Raw genomic sequence first — 22,727 nt, forward strand, 5'->3', positions numbered from 1 at the left:
GTTTCCCCTCGACAAGGCGTCGTGTCCGCTTCAGGTTTTTCGGCCTGGGGCCCAGCTCAGAGTGTTGCGTCCCACGCGCAGCCGGAACGCCGGGCGCCGTCGCTCTGGATCCAGCTTTCCTCCCACCCCTCGGTCTGGGCGATCGCATCAATCGAGATCGGGCCGCGAATCGCCTTGGTGGTCTCGGCGTCGCCGCGCATCGGCAGCGCCTCGATCTGGCCGTTCTTGACGTTGTCGATCGCCGCCCGCAGCATGCGCCGGTATTTCATGATACCGACATCGGTGCGACCGAGATGCTCTTCGGTGCGGTCCTGGATACGGCCCATCGATTCCACCGCCCACTGGTCGTGGACGTTGATGTCGAGCCCCATGCCGGTATAGGTCACGTCGCGCTGTTCGTCGGGATTGTAGCCGTAATTGTTGGCCCGATTCTTTATCGGCGCATAGTCGGGCAGACGGTGCTCCTTGAGGCGCTGTTCGCGCATCAAGGTCTTGTCGACGGGGCGGCCGAAGCTGGTGAACATCGAATACCAATAACAGGTCTCGTCATCGACCGGCACGTGCCACTGGGTGATCGTCATCTCGTTGGACATGGGAATGCAGATCGTCTCGGGAAAGATCTGGTTGGTCACCCGCACGTGGGTGCGCCCATCCTCCATATGGCGAAGCGAGATCAGGCGCATGCCGTAATCGGTTTCCTCGACCTTGATGTCGGGTCTCGGATACTCGCGCAGCAGCCGGGTCATGGGAATGTCGGTCTCGCCGGCCTTGTCGCGGAACTGCTTGCCGTAGGAATCGGCCGGATCCTCGTCCTGCAGGAAGCGATGCAGGAAGGAGGCGTGGGCGGGATCGATACCGACTTCCATGGCCTGAAGCCAGTTGCACTCCCAAAGCCCCTTGAAGGCGAAAACATGGGTGTCGGGCGCCGCGAAGCAGTCGAGCGCCGGGAAAGGCGGCGGATCGCCGGGGCCCATATAGGCAAAGACGATGCCGTTCTTTTCCACCACCGGGTAGGAACGGATGCGGATATTCTTGTGCATCTGGCTGCCCTCGGGCTCGCCGGGCTGCTCGATGCACTGACCCGAGCGGTCGAAGTTCCAGCCATGGAAAGCGCAGCGCAGGCCGCCATCCTCGAGCCGGCCATAGAGCATGTCGGCGCCACGGTGCGGACAATGGCGGTCGATCAGGCCGAGCTTGCCCTCGAGATCGCGGAACAAGACCAGATCCTCGCCGAGCAGGCGCACCGGCACAACCGGCCGCGCCGTCATCAGCTCATCGGCGAGAGCTGCCGGCTGCCAATAAAGCCGCAGCACCGACCCCGCGTCGGTCCCCCGTCCGACCCGGGTCAAGAGATCGTTTTGTTCCTGGCTCATCATGGCGCATTCTCCCTTCGGAATGTGTCAGTCCGTTTAAGCGTCAGCGCGCACGACCGCCTTTGCAAGCGCAATGGTGGCGTCGCGCGCCTCGTCGATGGCGAGCGGCGTGCCCGCCGCGATCAGTTTGCGGGCTGCCATGTGGTCGGCCGCCCGGTTGATGGAGTGCGCGGCGACCAGCCTGTCGCCGTCGAGTTCCAGCAGCGTGAAGGCGCCGTCATCGGGATCGCCGCGCATCAGCCGCGTCGTTCCCGCGCGGCTCAGGCCGGCCATCTGGACCTTGAGATCGTATTGATCCGTCCAGAACCAGGGCACGGGTGCCGCCGGCGTCGCCGCGCCGCAGATATCGGCCGCCGCCATCCTGGCCTGGTCGACCGCGTTCTGAACCGATTCAAGCCGCAGCCGTGCACCCGCGTGCGGATTGTGCGCTGCCGCGACGTCACCGATGGCGTAAATGTCGGCATTGCTGGTGCGGCCCTTGTCGTCGACACGCACGCCGCCGGCATCGATTTCGAGCCCGGCCTGGCTTGCAAGGTCGATATTCGCCTCGCCGCCGACGCCAACCACGATCAGGTCCGCCGCGATGCGCTGCCCGTCCGCGAGCGTGACCGCCCGCGCCCTGCCCGCCTCGCCCTCGAAGGCGGCGACCGAGGCGCCGAAGTGGAAGGTGACGCCCTTCATGCGGTGATAGTCGCGCAGAAAATCGGACATGGCGGCCGGAAGCGCCCGCGCCAGAAGCCGGTCCTGGGCCTCGACCACGGTCGTCGTCTTGCCGGCCTTCGCGGCCGTCGAGGCGATTTCGAGACCGATGAAGCCGCCGCCGACGATGACGACCGACCCGGCCTTTTCCAGCGCCGGCCTGATCAGGCGCGCGTCGTGGAGGGAGCGCAGGGTAACGATGCCGGCAAGGTTGGCTCCGTCAACGGGAAGCCGGCGCGCCCGCGAGCCCGTCGCCAGGATCAGCTTGTCATAGCCGTAATTCCCCGTGCCGGTCTCGATCGTGCGCTGCGCGGCGTCGAGGCGCAGAACCGGCTCGCCGCGGCGAAAATCGATGTCGGAATCGCGATAGAAGGCCTCGCCGCGCAGCAGGATCTGGTCCTCGGTCTTTTCACCGGCCAGAAACGCCTTGGAGAGCGGCGGACGGTGATAAGGCAGCGCGTCCTCGGCCGAAAACAGGCGCACGGCGCCGTCCCAGCCACCCTGGCGCAGCGATGCCGCCGCCTGCACGCCGCCATGCGAGGCGCCGATAATAATCGCTGCTTTTGTCAAACCTGCGCCTCCGGAAGGATGAAGACGGCGCCGTCGAGTTCGCGGCAAAGCTTGATCTGGCACGACAGGCGACTTGCCGGCCGGCGCTCCGCGCTCGTCATGTCGAGCATGTCGTCCTCGTCGATCTGCTGTTCGGGCAGGCTGTCGGGCGCGACGAGATCGCAGTAGACATGACAGGTCGCGCACACGCAGGCGCCGCCGCACTCGGCCTCGATACCGCCGACATTGTTCATGATGGCCGCTTCCATCACGCTGGTGCCGGCCGGTGCCGCGACCTCGATCCGGCGGTCGCCGTCGAGCGATTGAAAAACGATCTTTACCTTTTCGTCCATGCCGCCAATGTCCAGCTCGAGCCCGGCACCCTCTCCAAACATGCCGCTCCGCGGTCAGATCAGGCGAGGAAGATGTGGAAAGTTCGATTAACGAACATTTCGTCTTTTATCGACCACATATTTGTAGAAGTATCGAACCGGGCTGTCAAGGAAGCTGGCAGTCGACTTGTGTACCGCCTCACGGGGTGTTTTTCGCGATCTAGGCCGCGACACCAAGATGCGGAATTCCAACCTGAAAGGTATTCTTCAATGATTTCAAATTCTTCACTCAATTTCCTACTGCCCAAATCGATCAGCGCGCCGTTCGCCGCCTACAGCCACGGCGTCGAGGTCGCCGCCGGCAGCCGCCTGATCTTCTGCTCCGGCCAGTTGGGAATCGGCCTCGACGGGCAGGTGCCGACCGATACCGGGGCCCAGGCCGAGCTGTGTTTCGCCAATATCCGCGCGATTCTGGCCGAAGGCGGCATGGAGCTGTCCGACGTTATCCGCATCAACGCCTACGTGACCGGGCGCGAGCATATGAAACCCTATATGGCGGTGCGCGACCGGCTTTTTCCCAATCCCGCTCCCGCCTCGACGCTGATGATCGTTTCGGGCTTCACGCGCGAGGAATTCACGGTCGAAATCGAGGCCGTGGCCGCCCGACAGGCCTAAAACCTGTCTCCGAAACCGGGCGCCGCGCTCGAGAGGCATGGTTCAGGCCTGGGGACGGTTATGGACTGGAGCGTCGTAGGAGGCAAAATCGCCCAGTTCCAGGAGCCAAGCCGAAGGCGGAATTGCCTTCCGTCGAGGCTTTGCGACGCGGAAATGGGCGATTTTGGCGCCATTTCTTCAGGACGCGGCGGCTTTTGCGCCACGCCCAGCCCCTGGAGCCGTTCATCGCAAGATGAACGGCTCTGCCCGTCCACGGCTAGCCGGTGGAGAATTTCACGATCAGGGGGATGATCGCCACCATGATCACGACCGGCAGGATGCACACGGTCACCGGGATCGACATCTTGGCCGGCAGCGCATGCGCCTTCTCCTCCGCCAACGACATGCGCTTGTGGCGCATGTCGTCGGAAAAGACCCTGAGCGCACCCGAAAGGCTGGTGCCCAGTTCCTTCGACTGCTGCAACAGGGTCGCAAAGGAGCGTACTTCCTCAAGGCCGAGCCGGTCGGACAGGGATTTCAGGGCGTCATCCAGGCCCCGACCGGCCCGCAACTCGATCGAGACCAGATGCAGATTCTGGCCGAGCGCGGGATAAGTCACCATCAGTTCGCGCGCAACCCGCTCGATGCCGGCCTCCATACTCATGCCGGCATCCGAACACACGATCATGAGATCCATGAAATCGGGAAAGCCGTCGCGATATTCGCGCATCCGCGTCGCAATGGCCCGCGCCAGCACGAAGGCGGGCAGGTGATAGCCGATCGCCGCGGTCGCCAGCACGGTCAGCCCGCGCATGGCCGACGAGGCGTCCGCCATCATGGAGGCGACCAGGACCAGGCCGGCCAGCACGCCGCCGGCCAGCGCCACGATCCGCGCAAGAAAAAAGACGCCGACGGCGCGCGGATCGAGATAACCGGCGCGGATGAGCTTCATGCGCAGCCGGGCCACGTTTTCCGGGTCGCTCCTGGCGTAAAAATCCCGGGTGGACCTGACCATGCGTTCCCGCGCCGCGTTGCGCGGCTTCGCACTCGCCGGTTCGGCGCCGACCGCTCCGGCGCCACCGGCTGGGCGAGCGACCCGCAGGCGCCGCTTGACGTCCTTGTCCCGCCCGGCGCCGGAAAGCAGCGGATAGGCCAGCGCTCCGCCGCCGACGACGAGCAGCACCAGGGCCGCCAGGACCTTGATGTCGATCGTACCCGGGATCGCGGTCATATCCATCAGAACCGGAAGCTCGCCATCTTGAACATCATCGCATTGCCGAGCAACAGCCAGCCCAGGGTCGCACCCATCAGGTACCAGGTCATCGGCGCGTCGATCACTTCGCCATACATGTCCGGCGCCACCATCGACATTGCGAGCGCCAACAACACCGGCAGCGCGCTCAAAATATAGGCGGACATGCGACCCTCGGTCGAAATCGACCGGATCTTGCGGCGCAGCTTGCCGCGCGCGCGAATAACGCCGGAGAGCCCGTCGAGGATTTCGCGCAGATTGCCGCCGGTGGTGTTTTGGATGGACACCGCCGTCACGAACAGCGGCAGATCTTCGTGGCCGACACGCCGGTACATGTCGTTGAGCGCCGTCACAAGGTCGGAGCCATAGGTCACCTCGTCGGCGATCATGCCGAATTCGGTGCCGATCGGGTCGGGCATCTCGCGCGCGACCATCGCGATCGCGACCGGCACGGGATGGCCGGCCTTGAGGCTGCGGGTGATCAGCTCCAGCGCCTCGGGCAGTTGCAGGCCAAACTTCTTGTGCCGGCGCTTGCGCAGATATTTCAGCACCGCGACAGGCAGGATCAATGCCCCGGCGGGGACGACAAGCGCGGCGTGGCGCACCGGCAGACCCAGCCATGCTGCCGTGATCGCGAGCCCCAGCGCCGCGCCGATGGTGATGGCGAGAAACCGCGCCAGCGGCATGGCCAGGCCGGACTGGGTGCGCAGCGCACGCAGCCGCGCGAGCGACAACAGCGCGCGTTTTTGACCGGCGCCGCGCTCCTTGCGCAACTGGATCAAGACCTCTTCCTGGGTCAGCCTGGAATTTTGCAGGCGCATGCGCCGGTTGATAGTCATGCGGCGGTCCTTGCGCCCGGCCACCAACAGATAGACGGCTTCGGCGACCATAATGCCGCACAAAGCCGCGGCGGCGTAGATAACGTGGAGCGGGGTGATGGCGTCGAACATGGCCGGGTTCACTCCTGCGGCCGGCCGGGCTCGAAATAATGTCCCGGAAACTCGATACCCATGGCGCGCAGATCGGCAAGGAAACGCGGGCGGATGCCGGTTGCCTCGAAATGGCCGGCAATCTTGCCGTCGGCCTCGGTGCCGGTGCGTACGAAACGGAAGATCTCCTGCATCTGGATGACGTCGCCCTCCATGCCGGTGATTTCGGCCACGCTCGTCACCTTGCGCTTGCCGTCGGACAGGCGCGTGAGCTGGACGATGATGTCGAGCGCGGAGGCGATCTGGCTGCGGATCGACGACACCGTCATCGGCATGCCGGTCATGCCGAGCATCTGTTCGAGGCGCCCGATCGCGTCGCGCGGCGTATTGGCGTGGATGGTGGCCATCGAGCCTTCATGACCGGTGTTCATGGCCTGCAGCATGTCGAAAGCTTCCTCGCCGCGGCATTCGCCGAGGATGACGCGGTCGGGCCGCATCCGCAGCGCGTTTTTGACCAGGTCGCGCTGGCGGATCTCGCCATGGCCCTCGATATTGGCCGGTCGCGTCTCCATGCGCGCCACATGCGGCTGCTGCAATTGCAGTTCGGCGGCGTCTTCGATGGTGATCAGGCGCTCGTCCTCCGGAATGAAGGCCGAGAGTGCGTTCAACATGGTCGTCTTGCCGGTGCCGGTTCCGCCCGAAATGATCATTGTTTTGCGGGCGTGAACGGCCGCCGCCAAAACTTCGGCCATCGGCTTGGTGATGGCGCCGAACTCGACCAGCCTGTGCAGACCGAGCTTGTTCTTGGAGAATTTGCGGATGGAGACCAGCGGTCCGTCGACACCGACCGGACGGATGGCGGCGTTGAAACGTGACCCGTCGAGCATGCGCGCATCAACCATCGGCTGGGACTCGTCGACGCGTCGGCCGACGGCGGCCACGATCTTGTTGATGACACGCAGAAGATGCGCCTCGTCCTTGAACGGCACATGGATTTGTTCAAGCTTTCCCTGGCGTTCGACAAAACAGTTCTCGTGGCCGTTGATCAGAATGTCGTTGATCGACGGATCCTTGAGCAAGGGCTCGAGCGGGCCGAGCCCGACCATTTCGTCGACGATGTCGCTGACCAGGTCCTCAAGCTCGGCCATGTTGACGGCGAGCCGCTCCTCGCGGGTCTTTTCGGAGACGAAGTCGTGCACCTGGCGGTGCATTTCCTCGCGCGGCAGCTTCTCCAGCGCGACGAGATTGATCTCCTCGATGAGCATACGGTGGAGCCGCACGCGCGCGTCGACCACGCGGCCCGACGGCCTGGCGCCATTGTCGGCCTCCACACGGGCCGGAGCCTTGTCCTGCCGGTGCTGGACCGGAATGGTGACCGGCATTACGGGATCGGATGCCGCATCGGCGGCAGGTTTGGGCGCCGCGACGCGCTCGCGCAGAAGGCTGAACCGGCTCGACATCGCGCGCCCTACCCGGTGCGCCGGAACAGCCGACGCCCATAGGCAAGCAGCGACGACCTGCCCGCATCGTCACGTCGGCCGGTTTGTCCCGGCAGGACGATGCGGCGCAGATCGGCCACGACATTGGCGTTGGGGTCGATCTCGTGCAGTGGCAGGCCGCGATCGACGGCCTCGCGCACCAGTTTGTAATTGTTGGCGATACCGCCGACGAAATGGCCGTCGAGCAACGCCTCGATATCGGCCTGGCTGACGCCGCCGTCGAAGCGGCGGCTTTCGAAGCGGTTGACGATCACGCCAGGGTCCACCTCCTTGCCCGCGCTTTGATGGCAGGCCTGGATCAGGCGCTGCGTATTGCGCAGGCACGGTACGGTGAGCTCGGTGACGATATAGATCTTGTTGGAGCCGAGAAGCACGGTTTCGGTCCAGGGGAACCAGGTGCGCGGCATGTCGATGACGACATTGTCGAAATAGGCCGAAACCAGGTCGAGCATCCGCACCACCACATCGGTGTCGAAGGTCCGCATCTCGGTCGGCCTGGCCGGCGCCGCCAGCACGTAAAGCCCGCTTTGATGTTGCGACAGCATCACTTCGAGAAGCTGCCGGTCGAGCCGCTCGGGCTGGTTTTCGACCTCGGTGATGTCGAAACGCGGCTCCAGGTCGAGATATTCCGCGCATGCGCCCTGCTGCAGGTTCAAATCGACCACGCAGGTCGACGCGCCCTCCTCGGCGGCGGCGTGAAGCTGGAAAGCCGTCTGCAGGGCAAGCGTGGTGTTGCCAACGCCGCCGGCGGCCGGAACGAAGCTGTGGATGCGGGCCTCCGACTGCTCGTCGCGACCCGGCCCCTTGAGCGCGCGAATACACGAGCGTACCAGATCGGCCGTCGTCACAGGCTTGATGAGGAAGTCGGCGACCTTGAGCTGAACGAGAATGCGCGCGGCCGCCGCGTCGAACGTGCCGGACACCACCAGCACCGGCACCCTGCCCTCGATGCGGCGCATCAGGCGCTGCAGCGCGTCGAGTTCGGCAACCCTGGCGGCATCGAGATCGACGATCACCGCGCCCGGCTCGGCCTGGATGATCTCGCCATGCAGATCGCCGATGTTCTTTTGCACCACGGTCAATTCGATCGCTTCGGAAGCCGCGAACGCGGTGCGCGTTTCCTTCAGGAAATCGCTGTCGGTCGAAACCAGCACGATCGTCTTGTGGGCCTTGTCAACATCCATGCCGTGTCGGTCCTACGGGTTTGTGGTTGCGGGGGCGGCCACACCGCCGCCTGCGACGCCGCGCGCGTACCAGCGTTCGGCCGGCACGGCGAGGTCGGTTTCTTCCACGCCGCGCGGCCATGGATCGACCATCTGCATGACGGTGTTGGCGGCAACGGTATCGCCGGCGCCGGCGCTCACGCCGTCAATGCGCAGAAAGTCGTCATTGGCGCAGCCGGAAAGCAGCGCGAGCGCGGCAAGCAGAAGTCCGGCGGGCACGCAGTGTCGCGTCTTCGGCGTCATTCGGACAGCTCCAGGAAATGGCCCGGGCCGGACAGCGCGGTGCGCACGGCGCCGATGCGAGCGGCCGTCTGGGCGATGCGCGCCTCTTCCTGGCTACCCAGGAAATAGTCGACCGTACTCGCCGGTTTCGTCCGGTCGATTGGCGTCAGCGGATTTTTCGACGGGTCGATCGGCCTGACCAGATAAGGGGTGATGATGATGACCAGATCGGTCTCGCGGCGCTGATAGGCTTTTGAGGAAAACAGATTGCCGAGCACGGGCAGCCGCGACAGTCCGGGCACGTTCTGCGTGGTGACATCGTTCTGGGTCTGCAGCAGCCCGGCGATCATGAAGCTCTGGCCGCTCTTCAAGTCGACGGAGGTGTGTGCCCGGCGCACGATGAAACCCGGGATCGCGATGTCGCCGATCTTGTAGGAAGCGGAGGTGTCGATCGAGGACACTTCCGGTTCGATCTCGAGGCTCACCAGCCCGTCGGCCAGAACTTGCGGGGTGAAATCGAGCCCGACGCCGTATTTCTTGTATTCGATCACGACCTTGTCGTCGTCCTGGGCGACGGGAATAGGAAATTCTCCGCCCGCCAGAAAACTCGCCCTTTCGCCCGAACGCGCGATCAAATTGGGCTCGGCCAGACGCCGGGCCACCCCCTTGTCCTCCAGCGCGCGAATTGCAAGATCGATCGACAATCCGCCGGAAACCAGCGCTCCGACGATCTTGCCGGCCGGCGTGTTGGATGACGAGCGCGGATCGGAATTGAAGCTGACCCCGCCGCCGGCGCCGACATAGCTGACACCCAGCGCCGCGCCGAGTTCTTGCCCGACCTGCCGGTTGATCTCGACGAAGCGGACGTTGAGCTGCACCTGCTGGGAGGAAGAGATGTCGACGGAATTGATGATCTCCTCGCCGTCGGAAAAGCGGCTGGCGATGCGCTGGGCCTTGTCGGCGGCGACGGCGTCCTTGGCCGAGCCCGACAGCACCAGCCGGCCATTGGCGGATTCGACCCTGATGTCGGCGTCGGGCACGGCCTGCCTGATGGTGGTGGCCAGGCGATTGGTGTCGAGCGTGACCTCGATATCGACCGTGCCGACAAGCTGTCTGGCATCGTCGAACAGCGCGATCCCGGTCGTGCCGAGCTTGTTGCCGAGCACGTAGAAGGAGCGATCGGTCAACGGGTTCACATTGGCGATTTCAGGATCGCCGATGACGATCTCGTAAAAAGCGGTGTCGGTGCGGATCGTCTGCGGCTTGCCGCGCGCGACCTTGATGGTCGCCGGCCTGGCCGCGGAAATCTGGATCACCTTGCCGCCGCCATTGGCGCGTGCGTGGTCCGCGAAGGCCAGGCTCGCCAGAGCCAGGACACACGCGGCAAGCAGCGCCGCCACGCGCCCACGCCGTGCGAACCTATCTTGTGTCGCGCTCTTCATGCCGTTCCCCTCGCCGGTTTCCTTTCCAGCCCCGCTTTCAATCTTGCGGCGAAATCACCTTGTAGCTCTGCGCCTCGAGCCCGCGCGTGACGATGACGGTCTTGTAGGTCGGCCCGTCATCGACGGTGATATGCTCGACGGTCCGCGAGATACGGTCGGCGGCCGAGCCGCCGAAGGCCGAAATCGTCATGACGCCGTTTTCGCCGGCGCGCGCCTCGCCCGCCGAGCGCAGCGACAACGACAGCGCGCCGATCGTGCGGGCGAGTGCGATCTTCTGGGCTCCCTCGGCGGTGACCTCGACAGTGACCGAATTGACCACTTTCGGATCGGTCTGGCGCTCGTCGGCACCCTGGCCGACAGTCAGCACCTTGACTTTCTCCAGTACGATTTCGCTGGTGACGGTCGAGCCGGCCGCCCCCTCGGCAGCGCTTTCGACCTCCTGGATACGTCCGGCATTGCGCGTCAGCATGATGTCGACGCGGTCGCCCGGCGTGATAAAGCCGCCGACCCCGGCGATCTCGTCGGTCTTGATCGTCACCGCCCGCATGCCCGGCGTCAACAGATTGGACAAGGTCGCACGGCCGTCCGGGCCCGAGAGCTTCGACAACAGCACCGGTTCATTGGCCTCGATCGGCGACAGCACGACACGGGCGCCGTCGGCAAACAGGGCGTCGACGGTGGCGACCGCGCCGGCGGGCAGCGATTTTTCCGGCCAGGCGATTTCGGAGAACATGCCGGGTTCGAGCTTGGCGCCGTAACGCAGCGGCGTGTTGGCAACCACGATCGAGCCGAATGCGACCCTGGGCGCATCGGGAACGTCGATGACGATTTCCGCCGTATGCGCGCTCGCCGCGTTTTTCAGCCAGTAATCGGCCACGAAGATCGAAATCGCGCCGAACACGGCAGCGATGCCGATCATGGTGATAATCTTGCTTCTCACAAAAAATGCCCCGCGATCGCCCATTTCGCTCGATCAGCCGCGAAGGGTGCGGGACAAAACTGAAAAAAGGACCAGTTCGGTCGTTAAATTGCCGCGCATCGTGCGCAACTGGTTAGCCGATCGTTAGCTTGAGCGTTGCACCATGATCGGATAAGCGGCTGACGGCGGCGGGCCTCGCATTATCCTCGCGACCGCGTTCCGTGGCACACTCGGCAGTGATTCGCAGACTGGACCTAAATCGCCCATGGACGACAGCAACGACCTCTTCGCCGCGCTCGACACGCCCACGCCGCCGCCCGCCGAGCGTGCGCCGTCCGCTCCGCCGCGCGCCGCCAAACCGGCGCCGGCGACGAAAGACGGCAGCGAAGCCTACAGCGCCGCCGACATCGAGGTGCTGGAGGGGCTGGAGCCGGTGCGCCGGCGGCCGGGCATGTATATTGGCGGCACCGACGAAAAGGCGTTGCACCATTTGTTCGCCGAGGTGATCGACAACTCCATGGACGAAGCGGTCGCCGGCCACGCGACCTTCATCGAGGTCGATCTCGGCGCGGACGGGTTCTTGACCATCACCGACAATGGCCGCGGCATTCCCGTCGACCCGCACCCGAAATTCAAGTCGAAATCGGCGCTTGAAGTCATCATGACGACGCTGCACGCTGGCGGCAAATTCGATTCCAAGGTCTACGAGACGTCGGGCGGCCTGCACGGGGTCGGCATCTCGGTGGTCAACGCCCTGTCGGATTCGCTTGAGGTCGAGGTGGCACGCGGGCGCCAGCTCTACCGGCAGCGCTTCTCGCGCGGGCTGCCACAAGGCCCGCTGGAAAAGCTCGGCGAGGTTCACAACCGGCGCGGCACGCGCGTGCGCTTCCATCCCGACGCCCAGATTTTCGGCAAGGATCTGCGGTTCGAACCGGCGCGGCTGTGCCGGATGGCGCGCTCGAAAGCCTATCTGTTCGGCGGGGTAGAAATCCGCTGGTCCTGCGCGCCGGAGCTGATCACCGGCAAGGACGAGACGCCCGAAAAGGCGGTGTTCCATTTTCCCGGCGGGCTGCGCGATTATCTCACCGCCTCGCTCGGCGACGAATTCCAGGTCACGCGCGAGGTGTTTGCCGGCAAGAGCGAGCGCCAGGGCGGGCACGGCTCCGTCGAATGGGCGGTCACCTGGTATGGCGGCGACGGTTTCGTCAATTCCTACTGCAACACCATCCCCACCGCCGAAGGCGGCACACACGAGGCGGGTTTCCGCGGCGCGCTGATGCGCGGCCTGCGCGCGCACGCCGACCGGGTGGGCAACAAGCGCGCCTCGATCGTCACCGCCGAGGATGTGATGGTGTCGGCCGCCGGCATGTTGTCGGTTTTCATCCGCGAGCCGGAATTCGTCGGCCAGACCAAGGACCGGCTGGCCACGCTGGAGGCGCAGAAGACCGTCGACGCCGCGGTGCGCGACGCCTTCGATCACTGGCTGGCCGACAATCCGCAGGAAGCGACAAAACTGCTCGACTGGGTGATCGCGCGCGCCGACGAGCGCGTGCGCCGGCGCCAGGAAAAGGAGGTCAGCCGGAAAAGCGCGGTGCGCAAGCTGCGCCTGCCGGGCAAGCTCGCCGACTGCACGCAGAACGCGGCGGCGGGCGCGGAAATCTTCATCGTGGAGGGCGATTCGGCCGGCGGCTCGGCCAAGCAGGCGCGCGACCGCAAATTGCAGGCTGTGCTGCCGCTGCGCGGCAAGATCCTGAACGTCGCCAGCGCGGGCCACGAAAAGCTGACCGCCAACCAGCAGATATCCGATCTGATCCAGGCGCTCGGTTGCGGCACCCGCTCAAAATATCGCGAGGAGGATCTGCGTTACGACCGGGTCATCATCATGACCGACGCCGATGTCGACGGCGCGCATATCGCCTCGCTGCTGATCACCTTCTTTTACCAGGAAATGCCCGACCTGATCCGCGGCGGCCATCTCTACATGGCCGTGCCGCCGCTCTACCGCATCAGCCAGGGCGGCAAAGTCGCCTATGCGCGCGACGACACCCACAAGGACGAATTGCTGGCCGCAGAATTCACCGGCCGCGGCAAGGTGGAAATCAGCCGCTTCAAGGGCCTGGGCGAGATGATGGCTGCGCAGCTCAAGGAAACCACCATGCAGCCGGGCAAGCGCACGCTGCTGCGCGTGGAAGTGCTGGACGACGCCACGGCGACGTCCGATGCGGTCAAGGCGCTGATGGGCACCAAGCCGGAAAGCCGCTTCCGCTTCATCCAGGACCGGGCCGAGTTCGCGCACGACCTCGACATCTAGAGACCAGCGGCGCCAAGACACGATCGCCGAAACACATGCGCGGCGCTGCCATGTCGATTCAGCGTCGCGGTCGAACCTTTTGTTTTGATGCATGAAACGCGCGCTGTCGGGTAAGCCGTGCGGACGGCGCCGACGCGCTTCTCACGCCGCGCGACGGGCTTCCTCGCACAGCCAGTCGGCGAGCCGACGCACCAGCCGCGACGGCCGCTCGACGCTGAGAAGGCGCAATTCACCCGTCGCCACCGCCGGCGCATCGGGCAAATGGACGAGCGAGCCGGCGGCGATTTCCTTAACCGTCATGAACGGCGTCGCCAGCACCATGCCGAGCCCGGCCGTCGCAGCGTGGATGGCGGCATCGTCGGTGTCGAAGCCATGGCTGAATGTCAGGCTGTCGAACGCGATACCGGCCTCTGTCGCCCACAGCCGCCAATCCCAATCCCCATTGGTGGCCGACAGCGCCGGCACATGGCCGGCATCGCCGCGCCGGGCATAGCCGCAGCGATCGAGCAAGGCCGGCGACAGCATTGGCCGGCAGACATCCTTGAACAGAAGCGCGCCGGGGCCGTCCTCGCCACGGCGCAGATAGCTGATCGCGATATCCGCCTGGCCGCCGAGTTCGACCCTGGCGTAATGCGTCGTCTCCAGCCGGATGCGCGCCTCGGCCGCACCTGTCTTGAAACGCTCGAGCGCCGGAATCAGCCAGCGCACGGCGAGCGAGACCGAGGCGCGGATGACGACCTCGTTACGGTCGTGGCGCAGCGTATTGGCTGCCCGCTCGATCGTCGCCAGCGCCGGCGTCACGTCGCGTTGGAACTGGCGGCCGGCATCGGTGAGCGCGATCGAATTGTTGCGCCGACGGAAGAGGTTTACGCCGATCCGTTCCTCCAATGCGCGAATCTGATGGCTGACGGCCCCGGGCGTCACGCCCAGCTCCTCGGCCGCCGCCAGCATGCCGCCCAGACGCGCGGCGCATTCGAAGACACGCACGGCGTTGAGGGAGAGTTTCGGCGCTTTCTGCATCAAGAAAACTCATCCAAAAAGAATTCTTCTCGTTTTATCCGAAGCATGAAGGCTGAGAGAAAATAGCGCAACTGCATCCTCACCCCGTCGGAGAAGCCGATTGCACGCCAGAAACCTCGAGGCCGTCCTGTGGACGACGGCTGGCACCGCCCTGTTCACGCTGGTGTTCGCGTCGGGCAAGTTCGCCGGCGACAGCGCCAGCGCGCCACAAATCCTGTGGTTGCGTTATATCGGCGGGCTGGCGACACTTGTCGCCGTGCTCGCCGTTACCCGGCAGCCGCCGCGGCGTTTCGTCAGCCGGCGGCCGTTTTCGCATCTGCTGCGTGCGCTGTTCGGCGCCAGCGGCGGCATGGCGGCGATCCAGGCGGCGGCCGGCATGCCGATCGTCGACGCGACGGCAATCGGCCTGCTGCAGGTGATTTTTGCCATCGGCCTGGGCGTGTGGCTGCTCGGCGAGCGCATCCGCCGGCCGCAATGGACCGGCATCGTGCTGTGCACGGCCGGAGCGGCGGCCATCGTCGCCTCCAAAGGCGCGTTCCGAGACCTCGAGCCCGCCTATTTGCTGCCGGCTGGGATCGCGGTCGCCGGCGCCGTACTGGTGGCCGGCGAGGCGATCATGATCAAGACGTTGAGCGTGCGCGAACCCGCCCTGACCGTGCTTTTATACGTCAACGCGTTCGGCATCCTTATCCTGGCCGGTCCCGCCTGGCTTGCCTGGCGCCCGCTCGACATCGTCGGGATGTGGCCGTTCCTGATGCTCGGCCCGATCGCGATCACGGCCCAGTTCTGCATCATCCGCGGCTACAGGCTGGCCGATGTCGCGCTGCTTGGACCGGTCGACTATAGCTGGCTGGTGTTTTCCGGCATTTTGGGGATCGTCTTTTTCGGCGAGGTGCCCGGACCGGCATCCTATCTCGGGGCGGCGCTGATCCTGGCCGGCGGGATCGTTTTGGCGCGCGTGAGGACCTAAGTCCGACCGCCCCTTGAGCGCCGCATTGCTCCGGCAGAAAAGCCGGGGCGATCGTTCGCGCGGCGGACCGACGGTCGACTATACCGTATCGCCGCATTCTTCGAGTCTTCACGACCGAAACTTCATTGCTAAAGTGCAATCAATGCGCATTCGATTCCTGGTTTCAGCCGCATTATTCCTTCTCGCCGCGTCGTGGCCCCTGCCTGCCGCCGCGCAGGCAGTCACGCCCGCCACCATGGAGGTGGTGGAGGCCGCGTCGCGCCTGATAAAGGGCGGCAAGGCCGACGTGGATGCGGCGTTGCAATTGCTGGAGAACAGGCTTGCCAAGCTTGCCTCGGCCGCGCATGCCGACCGCTACGTACTGGCGGCCTCCGCCGCGTCGGTGGCGCGGCTTGCCGGAGATTTCGAACGCTCGCAGGCGCTGTTTGCGACCGCCGCCGAGGCGATCGGCCAGGTGCCGGGCGAGGAGGATCGCCATGCTGCCACGCTCGAGGCCCGGGCATCCGACCTCGCGCGGCTGGAGCGCCTGGACGAGGCAGACGCCCTATACGAACGCGCCTTTGCGCGTCGCGAAGAAAGCGGGGCCACGCGCACCGGCACGGCCGTCGAGGCGGCGTCCGCGCGCCTCCTGCTGGCGCTTGCCATGCGCTCGGAAGAGCGGATCGCCGCCGGTCTGCAGCGGCTTTCCGCGTCATTGCAAAACAATCCGGAAATCGACAAGCGGCGCGAACTTTCGGCCAACATCGCGCTGGCAAGAGCCTATCGCCATCTCGGGCTCTATGACGGCATGCTGGCCTTCACTGAAATCGCCAACTATCTGTTGATGCAGGCGCTGACCGACCGAAAGCTGAAGACGGCGGCCGGCACGACGCCGGTTGGGCTGAGCTGCGAGCAGGAAGAGTTTTTGCGCCGCGATCTTGCCGGCCTGCTGATCGCGGCGGCGGAATTCGACGCGGCCGAGAACGCACTGGCGGGTCCGCTGTTCGTCGAAGACTGCGCCGACACCGTGGCGTCCTCACAGGGGCGCTATCTCAACAGCATGCTGGCGCGGCTGGCGCTTGCCGCCGGCGCACCGGTGATCGCCCAGGCCAGGCTGGTCGACTTCGCCCGCGACGGCGCCGAGGCGGGTTCGGAAGCGCTCGACACGGCGATCGCCCGGGCCCGGCTGGCCGCCGCCAACACCCAGCTCGGCTTTCTCGGCCGCGCCGCGCCCTATTTTGCCAGCGAAGCAGCCAAGACCGGCTTTCGCGACCTCGACAATCAGATCGAGCACCTGATCGCCTGGGCGCTGCACGATTTCCTGTCCGGGCGCGACGACAACAGCCTGGCGCGCCTCGACGCGGCCGCCGAACTGGCGCGCGACCAGCGGCCACGCGACTGGTTCTTGCGCGCCCGGATCGACTTCCGACGCATCTATCTGCTGATCGACGCCGGCCGCTTCGATGCGGCGGCGGAAATCCGGCAAGCGTTCGAGACCCACTACGACCGGCATATGACCGAGATCGCCGGCGTACAAAAGCTGGCCATCGGCACACCGCAGGCGGGTGCCGTTCTCGCCTCGCTGCGGGCGCTTGCCGACCTTCTTCTGGCGACTGCGACCTCGGACCGGGCCGATGTCGCCCGCCTGCTGGAGGTCTCGCAGACGGCGGGGCCCCCGTCCCTGCCCGGCCTGGAATATTTCGCCCAGCGCGCCTATCTCGACGCCTGCGTGCTGGCGCGGGGTACGCAAGCCTGCCGGTTCGAGATGGCGTCGAGTTTCGCCCTGCCCTACAACGTACCCTATCGCATTCCGACGCTGCTGGCCTCGCAGCACTTGCCGACCCTGTCCGGCGACCTGTTCCGCTACAGTCCGTTGCGCGACCGGCTCTACGGCCCGCTGAGCGACCGCCTGTGGCAAGCCGCGCGCGCCGCCGACGCCGAGGCGCGCGAACAGGTACCGGACGACGCCGACGCCGCCGCGCTGGCCGCTGCCATGCAGGGCGCGGCAACGGCGTTCGAATTCGCCCAGCAGCTGGTGGAAGGCGCGGCCGAGAAGACCGCCACCCAGGTCGCCCAGCGGCTTTCGGCCGGCGACACCCGGCTCGGCGCATTGTTGCGCCGGCGCGATCAGTTGTCGGAGCAGATCCTGCGCGCCCGCCTCAGCCTGCTGAAAGGCGGCGGCGACGGCGACATAGACGCCGATCTGGCCGAACTCGACGCCGTCCATGCCCAAATCAGCCGCGATTTTCCCGATTTCAAGGCGCGCTACCGCTCCGATCCGGTGAGCTGGCACGACATGCGCGACCTGCTGTCGGCCCGCGAAGCGGCGGTGCTGATCCATAGCGCGACGGACACCACCGATATCTTCGTCGTCGACAAGGAGCGGCTCCACTGGCGGCGGGTCGATCTCGGCGCCGCCGCGCTGTCAAAAAAGGTGCGTGCGCTGCGCGCCGGGCTCGACCCGACCGGCGGCGCCAGAAGCGCGCAGCCGCTGGCGCTCAATACGCGTACAGCCGGGTTCGACCGGGCCGCCGCCCACCAGCTCTACCTGGCGCTGTTTTCGGACCTCGAACCGGTGCTTGCCGACAAGGAATTGCTGGTCGTGGTCAACGGGCCGCTGGCGGCTCTGCCGCTGTCGGTGCTGGTGACGGCACCGCCCGAACAAAACGACGCCCGCACGCCATGGCTGATCAGGCGTAACCCGATCTCCGTGCTGCCATCGCTGGCCATGCTGCGGCTGCGTTCGCTCGCGCGGCCGCAACGCAGCGGCGCCGGTTTCGTCGGTTTCGGCGACCCGGTCTTTTCGCCGGACGGGAGCGCGCGCAAGCCCGCCCTGTTGGCGAACCTCGCCCCGCTGCCCGGAACGCGCCGGGAGGTCGAGGCGATCGGCGCGATTTTCGAGCCCGCCGAACGGGCGATCTATCTCGGTGAGGCCGCGAACGAAACGGCTGTGCGGCGCGCCGAGCTGACCGGCCAGAACGTGATCGCCTTCGCCACGCACGGGCTTGTGGCCGGCGAACTCGGCCGGGACAGTGAGCCGGGCCTGGCGTTTTCCAAACACGCTGCCGCGGCGGCCGGCGATGACGGGTTCCTGTCGGCTTCGGAGGCGGCGACGCTGGCCATCGACGCCGACTGGCTGCTTTTATCGGCCTGCAATACGGCCGCGTCGGACGGCAGTCCCGATTCGCAGGGTTATTCCGGCCTCGCACGCGCCTTCCTGTTCGCCGGAGCCCGATCCATCCTGGTCTCGCACTGGCCGGTGCGCGACGACGCTGCGCCGCTGATCACGGTGGAGGCGATCAAATGGCGGCGGGACAATCCGCAGGCAAGCCCGGCCCGAGCGCTGCAGCATGCCATGCTGGCGATGATCGAGGATCCCGCCAGGCCGGACCATGCCGATCCGGCAGTGTGGGCGCCATTCGTGGTGTTTTCGGGCGGACGGTAGAGCGAGCCCTAGGCCGCGGCGATCGCCAAAGCGTGGCCGCGCGCGTTTTCGCGCAGCGCCTCAAGGTGAATTGACTTCACCAGTTTGGCAAGCCCGCCGCAATCGACCGGGTCGACCGCCTCGCCGCGCGCATCCTGCAGACAGCGCAGCATCATGTAGGAGACCTCCTGCGCCCCGGCGATGCGCTTGCCCCTGGCGACCTCGCGCCACACGGCAAGCGCGCAAAGCACAGCCGCATGGGTTCCGGCCGGCAGTTTGGCGGCGCGGAACAGCGCCGACAGAGCCGCATCGCGCCCGCCCGACAAAAGCGCACGCACCCGGCTTTCGGGCTGGCCCGACAAGGCCACCAGCGCGGCACCGAAAAAGTCGATCTTGCCGTGCGCGATCACGCGGACGAGAAAACCGGTCGTCAGGTCGCCGCGCATGCGCAGATGTTCCACCAGCGCGGCGAATTCGACCTGGCGCGTGCCGTCGATCAGGGTCAACGAGGCGCGCGTGCAGGCTTCGCGCATCAGCCGCTCGGCGCGCGCCTTGCCCATCAGCGCGGTGACCAGGGACGACTTGGTCAGCGCCTCGCCAAGCGAGATCAAAAGCGAGTGGCGGGTGTCGGACGGCAGTGCGGGATGGGCGATCAGCGCCTCGCGCACCCGGGCCTCGCCCCCCAGCCGTTCGGCGATGCGGCGAAAACTCACCGAGGCGATCTCGGCCACAGGGTTGCGCAACAGTTCGATACAGGCAGACGGCTCGCCGACCTCGGCGATGGCCGCCGACAGCGCCATCGACACGCGGGCGCGGGTGGCGATCAGGCCTTGCGCGGCCGCGCCGGAGGCCGCGACGAGATCGATCAGATCGTTGTCGCCCAGCACCGGCGACAGTGCCAGCAGGGGGGCCGCAACCTCAGGCTGGTCGGCGGCGAGCGCGGCGACGATCTGCTGGGGCGCGCGCGGGCTGAGTTTGAGCGCCTCGGCCATGGCCTGGCGCACCTTTGGCGACGGGTCGTCGAGCAAAAGCGTCAGGGCGGCCTCGGCCGCGCACCGGTCCTCGAAATCGAGTTCCGATACGATATAGGCGCGCGCCAGCGCGTTGGCCGCGGCGGCCCGGTCGGCCACCCGTGCAGTCTCGATCCATTTCAAGAAATGCTGAACAATCATGTCGTCCGTCTGGCCCCACCGTTGCGCCGACCGTAGGGCGAATTGGTTTACGAACGGTTCACCATCTTTCTTAACCAGGCCCGCCGGCTTGCGGGCGGCGCGCGACCGCCCTATCAAATCCGGACCGAGGAGCGGGAGGAACGAGATGGCGGGTCTTCATCTGGAGGAATTCGAGGTCGGCGCGGTGGTAAAGCACACGCTGCGCAAGACCGTCACCGAAAGCGACAACATGCTGTTTTCGGTGATGACGCTCAATCCGCAGCCGCTGCATATCGATTTCGACTTCGCCGCCAGGAGCGAATGGGGCAAACCGCTGGTCAACTCGCTGTTCACGCTCGGCCTGATGATCGGCATTTCGGTGCACGACACCACGCTCGGCACCACGATCGGCAATCTGGGCATGAGCGAAACCAGCTTTCCGCACCCGCTGTTTCACGGCGACACGCTGCGCGTGGAGACCGAAATCCTGTCGGTGCGCGAATCGAAATCGAAACCGGACCGCGGCATCGTGGAATTCGAGCACCGTGCCTTCAACCAGGACGACGTGCTGGTGGCGCGCTGCATAAGGCAGGCGATGATGCTGAAGAAGAAGGCGACCTGAGATGCGTTCGCTGCTTTTCGTTCCCGGCGATTCGGACAAAAAACTGCAAAAAGGCCTAGGCTCGGGCGCCGACGTGGTGATCGTCGACCTGGAGGATTCGGTCGCGCCGGCCAACAAGCAGGCGGCGCGCGAAATCTCCGCCGCATTCCTGGCCGGCGCGCGCGCGGCCGACGCGCCGCTGATCTATGTGCGCGTCAACGACTTTTCGACCGACCTGACCGATAACGACCTTGCAGCCGTGGTCGCGGGCCGGCCCAACGGCATCATGCTGCCCAAATCGGCCAATGGAGCCGACGTCGCGCGACTTTCGACCAAATTGCGCGTGCACGAGGCCGAGGCCGGGCTCGAAGACGGAGCGATCCGCATCCTGCCGCTGATCACCGAGACCGGCGCCGGCCTGCTCGCCGCCGGCACCTACACGCCCGACCTACCGCGGCTGTCCGGCCTGACCTGGGGCGCGGAAGACCTTTCGGCCGATATCGGCGCGCGCAGCGCCCGCGACGAGGGCGGACGCTTCACCGACGTCTTCCGCCTCGCCCGCTCCATGACCCTGCTCGCCGCAGCCGCAGCCGAGACGCCGGCGATCGACACCGTGTTCGTCGATTTTCGCGACATGGACGCGCTCCGGACCGAATGCGTGGAGGCCGAGCGCGACGGCTTTACCGGCAAGCTGGCAATCCACCCGGCCCAGGTGCCGGTCATCAACGCCGCCTTCACCCCTTCCGCCGAGGCGGTGGCGCAAGCAGACGCGATCGTGGCCGCCTTCGCCGGAGCCGGCAATGTCGGCGTGGTCGGCATCGACGGCAAGATGTTCGACCGGCCGCATCTGCGCCGCGCCGAAAGACTGCTCGCCCGCGCGCGCGCCGCCGGCTGAGGCCCGGGCCGCCTGCGTCGGACGTCGCTTACCCGTCGCGCCAACGCGGGCGGCGCATGGCGAAGGTCTCGGTGACGGCGGCATAGTCCATGTACCCCAGCCGGGAGACGGTTTTGGCTCGTGCGATGTCGAACAGGCCGTCGGTCAGGAACGTCTCGTCGAGATGGACCCCGACGACCTCGCCGACCACCACATGCACCCCGGCCGCCTCGCCCGACAAACCCTTGGGTTCGAGAATATCGGTCACCTTGCATTCGAGCGCGGCATGCGCCTCGGCGACCCGCGGGACCGAGATCAGCCGGCTCGGCGCCGCGGTCAACCCTGCATAACCGAACTCGCTGGTGCCACGCGGAGCATCGATAGCGCTGGCGTTCATCTTTTCGGCCAGGTCGCGCGTGACCAGATTGGCGACGAACTCGCCGGTCTCGCCGGCGAAGGTGGCGCTGTCCTTGCGGCCTTCGGAGGAAAACCAGACCAGGTGCGGATGAGTGGAGAACGCATTGAAGAAGGAATAGGGCGCCAGATTGAGCGCGCCATCGGCACCCAGGCTCGATATCCAGCCGATCGGGCGCGGCGCGACGATCGCCTTGAAGGGATCGTGCGGCAGGCCATGACCGTTGGCGGGTTCGTAAAACATCATCCGTTCTCCCATGGGCCGAGATAATCGGACACAATCGTCGACGCCTCCGGGCGCGGCCTGTCGGGCGTGCCGCCGGGGTGGCTGCCGATATGGACGAAACCGACGACCCGCTCGTCGGGGGCGAGCCCGAGCAGCGCCCGCCCCCGCGGCGTGTCGGAATACCAGTTGGTGATCATGTTGGCGCCGTAGCCGAGCGCGCTGGCCGCATGGATCAGGTTCATCGCCGCCATGCCCCCGGACAGAAACATCTCCCATTGCGGGATTTTCGGATTGGGCCTGGGCACAGACACCACGCCCACGACAAGCGGCGCGCGCGAAAACCGCGTTTTTTCCTGCTCGCGGCGCGCCTCGCTCAGCGGCCCCTCGCGCTCCTCGGCGAGCGCGGCCAGCCCCTCGCCGACCCGCATGCGCGCCTCGCCGCGATAAAGGATGAAGCGCCACGGCTCCAGCCGGCCGTGGTCGGGAACGCGGCTGGCTGCGCGGATCATCTCCTCGATCTGCGATTCGTTCGGCCCCGGTTCGGCAAGCTCGGAAATCGGCGGCGATTTGCGGGTCAGCAGAAAGTCGATAATTGATGAGGCCAAGACATTGTTCCTGTTATTGAAAATCGATGCAGTGCGCGATCGCGCCCGACTGAGAAAAA

20 protein-coding genes are annotated in these 22,727 nt (G+C 66.0%); 6 read left to right on the forward strand and 14 right to left on the reverse strand.

The window, feature by feature from the left end; translation table 11 throughout:
- Window positions 1-56: 56 nt before the first annotated feature.
- From GN330_RS17095 to GN330_RS17105, 3 genes are read right to left on the reverse strand one after another with little or no spacing between them, the layout of a single operon-like run.
- A complete protein-coding gene (locus GN330_RS17095) occupies window positions 57-1,376 on the reverse strand; it encodes an aromatic ring-hydroxylating dioxygenase subunit alpha (RefSeq protein ID WP_156713937.1) in 1,320 nt (439 codons plus the stop codon).
- Window positions 1,377-1,409: 33 nt separating this feature from the next.
- Window positions 1,410-2,642 carry an NAD(P)/FAD-dependent oxidoreductase gene (locus GN330_RS17100; RefSeq protein WP_156713938.1) on the reverse strand — a complete coding sequence of 411 codons (1,233 nt, stop codon included), beginning with the start codon at window positions 2,640-2,642 and terminating at the stop codon, window positions 1,410-1,412.
- Window positions 2,639-2,974: a 2Fe-2S iron-sulfur cluster-binding protein gene (locus GN330_RS17105; RefSeq protein ID WP_156714268.1), complete on the reverse strand. Its 336-nt coding sequence runs from the start codon at window positions 2,972-2,974 to the stop codon at window positions 2,639-2,641. Before GN330_RS17105 ends, GN330_RS17100 begins: the two co-directional genes overlap by 4 nt.
- Before the next feature lie 249 nt (window positions 2,975-3,223).
- On the opposite strand from GN330_RS17105, the gene GN330_RS17110 reads away from it, so the two are divergent.
- Window positions 3,224-3,628: a RidA family protein gene (locus GN330_RS17110; protein ID WP_156713939.1), complete on the forward strand. Its 405-nt coding sequence runs from the start codon at window positions 3,224-3,226 to the stop codon at window positions 3,626-3,628.
- Between the two features lie 256 nt (window positions 3,629-3,884).
- Here the strand turns inward: GN330_RS17110 and GN330_RS17115 are convergent, their stop codons facing one another.
- From GN330_RS17115 to cpaB, 7 genes are read right to left on the reverse strand one after another with little or no spacing between them, the layout of a single operon-like run.
- Window positions 3,885-4,838, reverse strand: a complete 954-nt coding sequence (locus GN330_RS17115; RefSeq protein ID WP_246188736.1) for a type II secretion system F family protein — start codon at window positions 4,836-4,838, stop codon at window positions 3,885-3,887.
- Window positions 4,839-4,843: 5 nt separating this feature from the next.
- Window positions 4,844-5,809: a type II secretion system F family protein gene (locus tag GN330_RS17120; RefSeq protein WP_156713941.1), complete on the reverse strand. Its 966-nt coding sequence runs from the start codon at window positions 5,807-5,809 to the stop codon at window positions 4,844-4,846.
- Between the two features lie 8 nt (window positions 5,810-5,817).
- Window positions 5,818-7,248 carry a TadA family conjugal transfer-associated ATPase gene (locus GN330_RS17125; protein WP_156713942.1) on the reverse strand — a complete coding sequence of 477 codons (1,431 nt, stop codon included), beginning with the start codon at window positions 7,246-7,248 and terminating at the stop codon, window positions 5,818-5,820.
- Between the two features lie 8 nt (window positions 7,249-7,256).
- On the reverse strand, window positions 7,257-8,471 hold the full coding sequence (locus tag GN330_RS17130) for a CpaE/TadZ family protein (protein ID WP_156713943.1): 1,215 nt from the start codon (window positions 8,469-8,471) through the stop codon (window positions 7,257-7,259).
- Window positions 8,472-8,483: 12 nt separating this feature from the next.
- Window positions 8,484-8,753 carry a hypothetical protein gene (locus tag GN330_RS17135; RefSeq protein ID WP_156713944.1) on the reverse strand — a complete coding sequence of 90 codons (270 nt, stop codon included), beginning with the start codon at window positions 8,751-8,753 and terminating at the stop codon, window positions 8,484-8,486.
- Complete coding sequence (locus tag GN330_RS17140; RefSeq protein ID WP_156713945.1) at window positions 8,750-10,174, reverse strand: type II and III secretion system protein family protein; 1,425 nt, start codon at window positions 10,172-10,174, stop codon at window positions 8,750-8,752. Before GN330_RS17140 ends, GN330_RS17135 begins: the two co-directional genes overlap by 4 nt.
- 37 nt (window positions 10,175-10,211) lie before the next feature.
- On the reverse strand, window positions 10,212-11,114 hold the full coding sequence (cpaB, locus tag GN330_RS17145; protein ID WP_343040812.1) for a Flp pilus assembly protein CpaB: 903 nt from the start codon (window positions 11,112-11,114) through the stop codon (window positions 10,212-10,214).
- A gap of 244 nt (window positions 11,115-11,358) precedes the next feature.
- Here cpaB and parE point away from each other — a divergent pair, with 244 nt between their 5' ends.
- The gene (gene parE / locus GN330_RS17150; protein ID WP_156713946.1) at window positions 11,359-13,404 is read left to right on the forward strand and encodes a DNA topoisomerase IV subunit B; all 2,046 of its coding nucleotides are present in this window, start codon (window positions 11,359-11,361) and stop codon (window positions 13,402-13,404) included.
- 141 nt (window positions 13,405-13,545) lie between these two features.
- Here parE and GN330_RS17155 read toward each other — a convergent pair whose 3' ends face one another.
- Window positions 13,546-14,424 (reverse strand): LysR family transcriptional regulator, encoded by an 879-nt coding sequence (locus GN330_RS17155; protein WP_197435213.1) that lies wholly within the window; start codon window positions 14,422-14,424, stop codon window positions 13,546-13,548.
- Between the two features lie 100 nt (window positions 14,425-14,524).
- On the opposite strand from GN330_RS17155, the gene GN330_RS17160 reads away from it, so the two are divergent.
- Window positions 14,525-15,394, forward strand: a complete 870-nt coding sequence (locus tag GN330_RS17160) for a DMT family transporter (RefSeq protein ID WP_197435214.1) — start codon at window positions 14,525-14,527, stop codon at window positions 15,392-15,394.
- A gap of 142 nt (window positions 15,395-15,536) precedes the next feature.
- The gene (locus GN330_RS17165; RefSeq protein ID WP_156713949.1) at window positions 15,537-18,818 is read left to right on the forward strand and encodes a CHAT domain-containing protein; all 3,282 of its coding nucleotides are present in this window, start codon (window positions 15,537-15,539) and stop codon (window positions 18,816-18,818) included.
- 8 nt (window positions 18,819-18,826) lie between these two features.
- On the opposite strand, the gene GN330_RS17170 is transcribed toward GN330_RS17165, so the two are convergent.
- Window positions 18,827-19,969, reverse strand: coding sequence for a DUF2336 domain-containing protein (locus tag GN330_RS17170; RefSeq protein ID WP_156713950.1), 1,143 nt, complete (start codon window positions 19,967-19,969; stop codon window positions 18,827-18,829).
- Window positions 19,970-20,114: 145 nt separating this feature from the next.
- Here GN330_RS17170 and GN330_RS17175 point away from each other — a divergent pair, with 145 nt between their 5' ends.
- Together GN330_RS17175 and GN330_RS17180 are read left to right on the forward strand one after the other, a co-directional pair.
- Window positions 20,115-20,570 carry a MaoC family dehydratase gene (locus GN330_RS17175; RefSeq protein WP_156713951.1) on the forward strand — a complete coding sequence of 152 codons (456 nt, stop codon included), beginning with the start codon at window positions 20,115-20,117 and terminating at the stop codon, window positions 20,568-20,570.
- A 1-nt stretch (window position 20,571) separates the two neighbouring features.
- Complete coding sequence (locus GN330_RS17180; protein WP_156713952.1) at window positions 20,572-21,444, forward strand: HpcH/HpaI aldolase/citrate lyase family protein; 873 nt, start codon at window positions 20,572-20,574, stop codon at window positions 21,442-21,444.
- Window positions 21,445-21,472: 28 nt separating this feature from the next.
- Here the strand turns inward: GN330_RS17180 and GN330_RS17185 are convergent, their stop codons facing one another.
- Window positions 21,473-22,081 (reverse strand): flavin reductase family protein, encoded by a 609-nt coding sequence (locus GN330_RS17185; RefSeq protein WP_156713953.1) that lies wholly within the window; start codon window positions 22,079-22,081, stop codon window positions 21,473-21,475.
- Complete coding sequence (locus GN330_RS17190; RefSeq protein ID WP_156713954.1) at window positions 22,081-22,668, reverse strand: nitroreductase family protein; 588 nt, start codon at window positions 22,666-22,668, stop codon at window positions 22,081-22,083. Before GN330_RS17190 ends, GN330_RS17185 begins: the two co-directional genes overlap by 1 nt.
- Window positions 22,669-22,727 lie beyond the last annotated feature (59 nt).

Source organism: Nitratireductor arenosus, from assembly GCF_009742725.1.
GTDB classification, from domain to species: Bacteria; Pseudomonadota; Alphaproteobacteria; order Rhizobiales; family Rhizobiaceae; genus Mangrovimarina; species Mangrovimarina arenosa.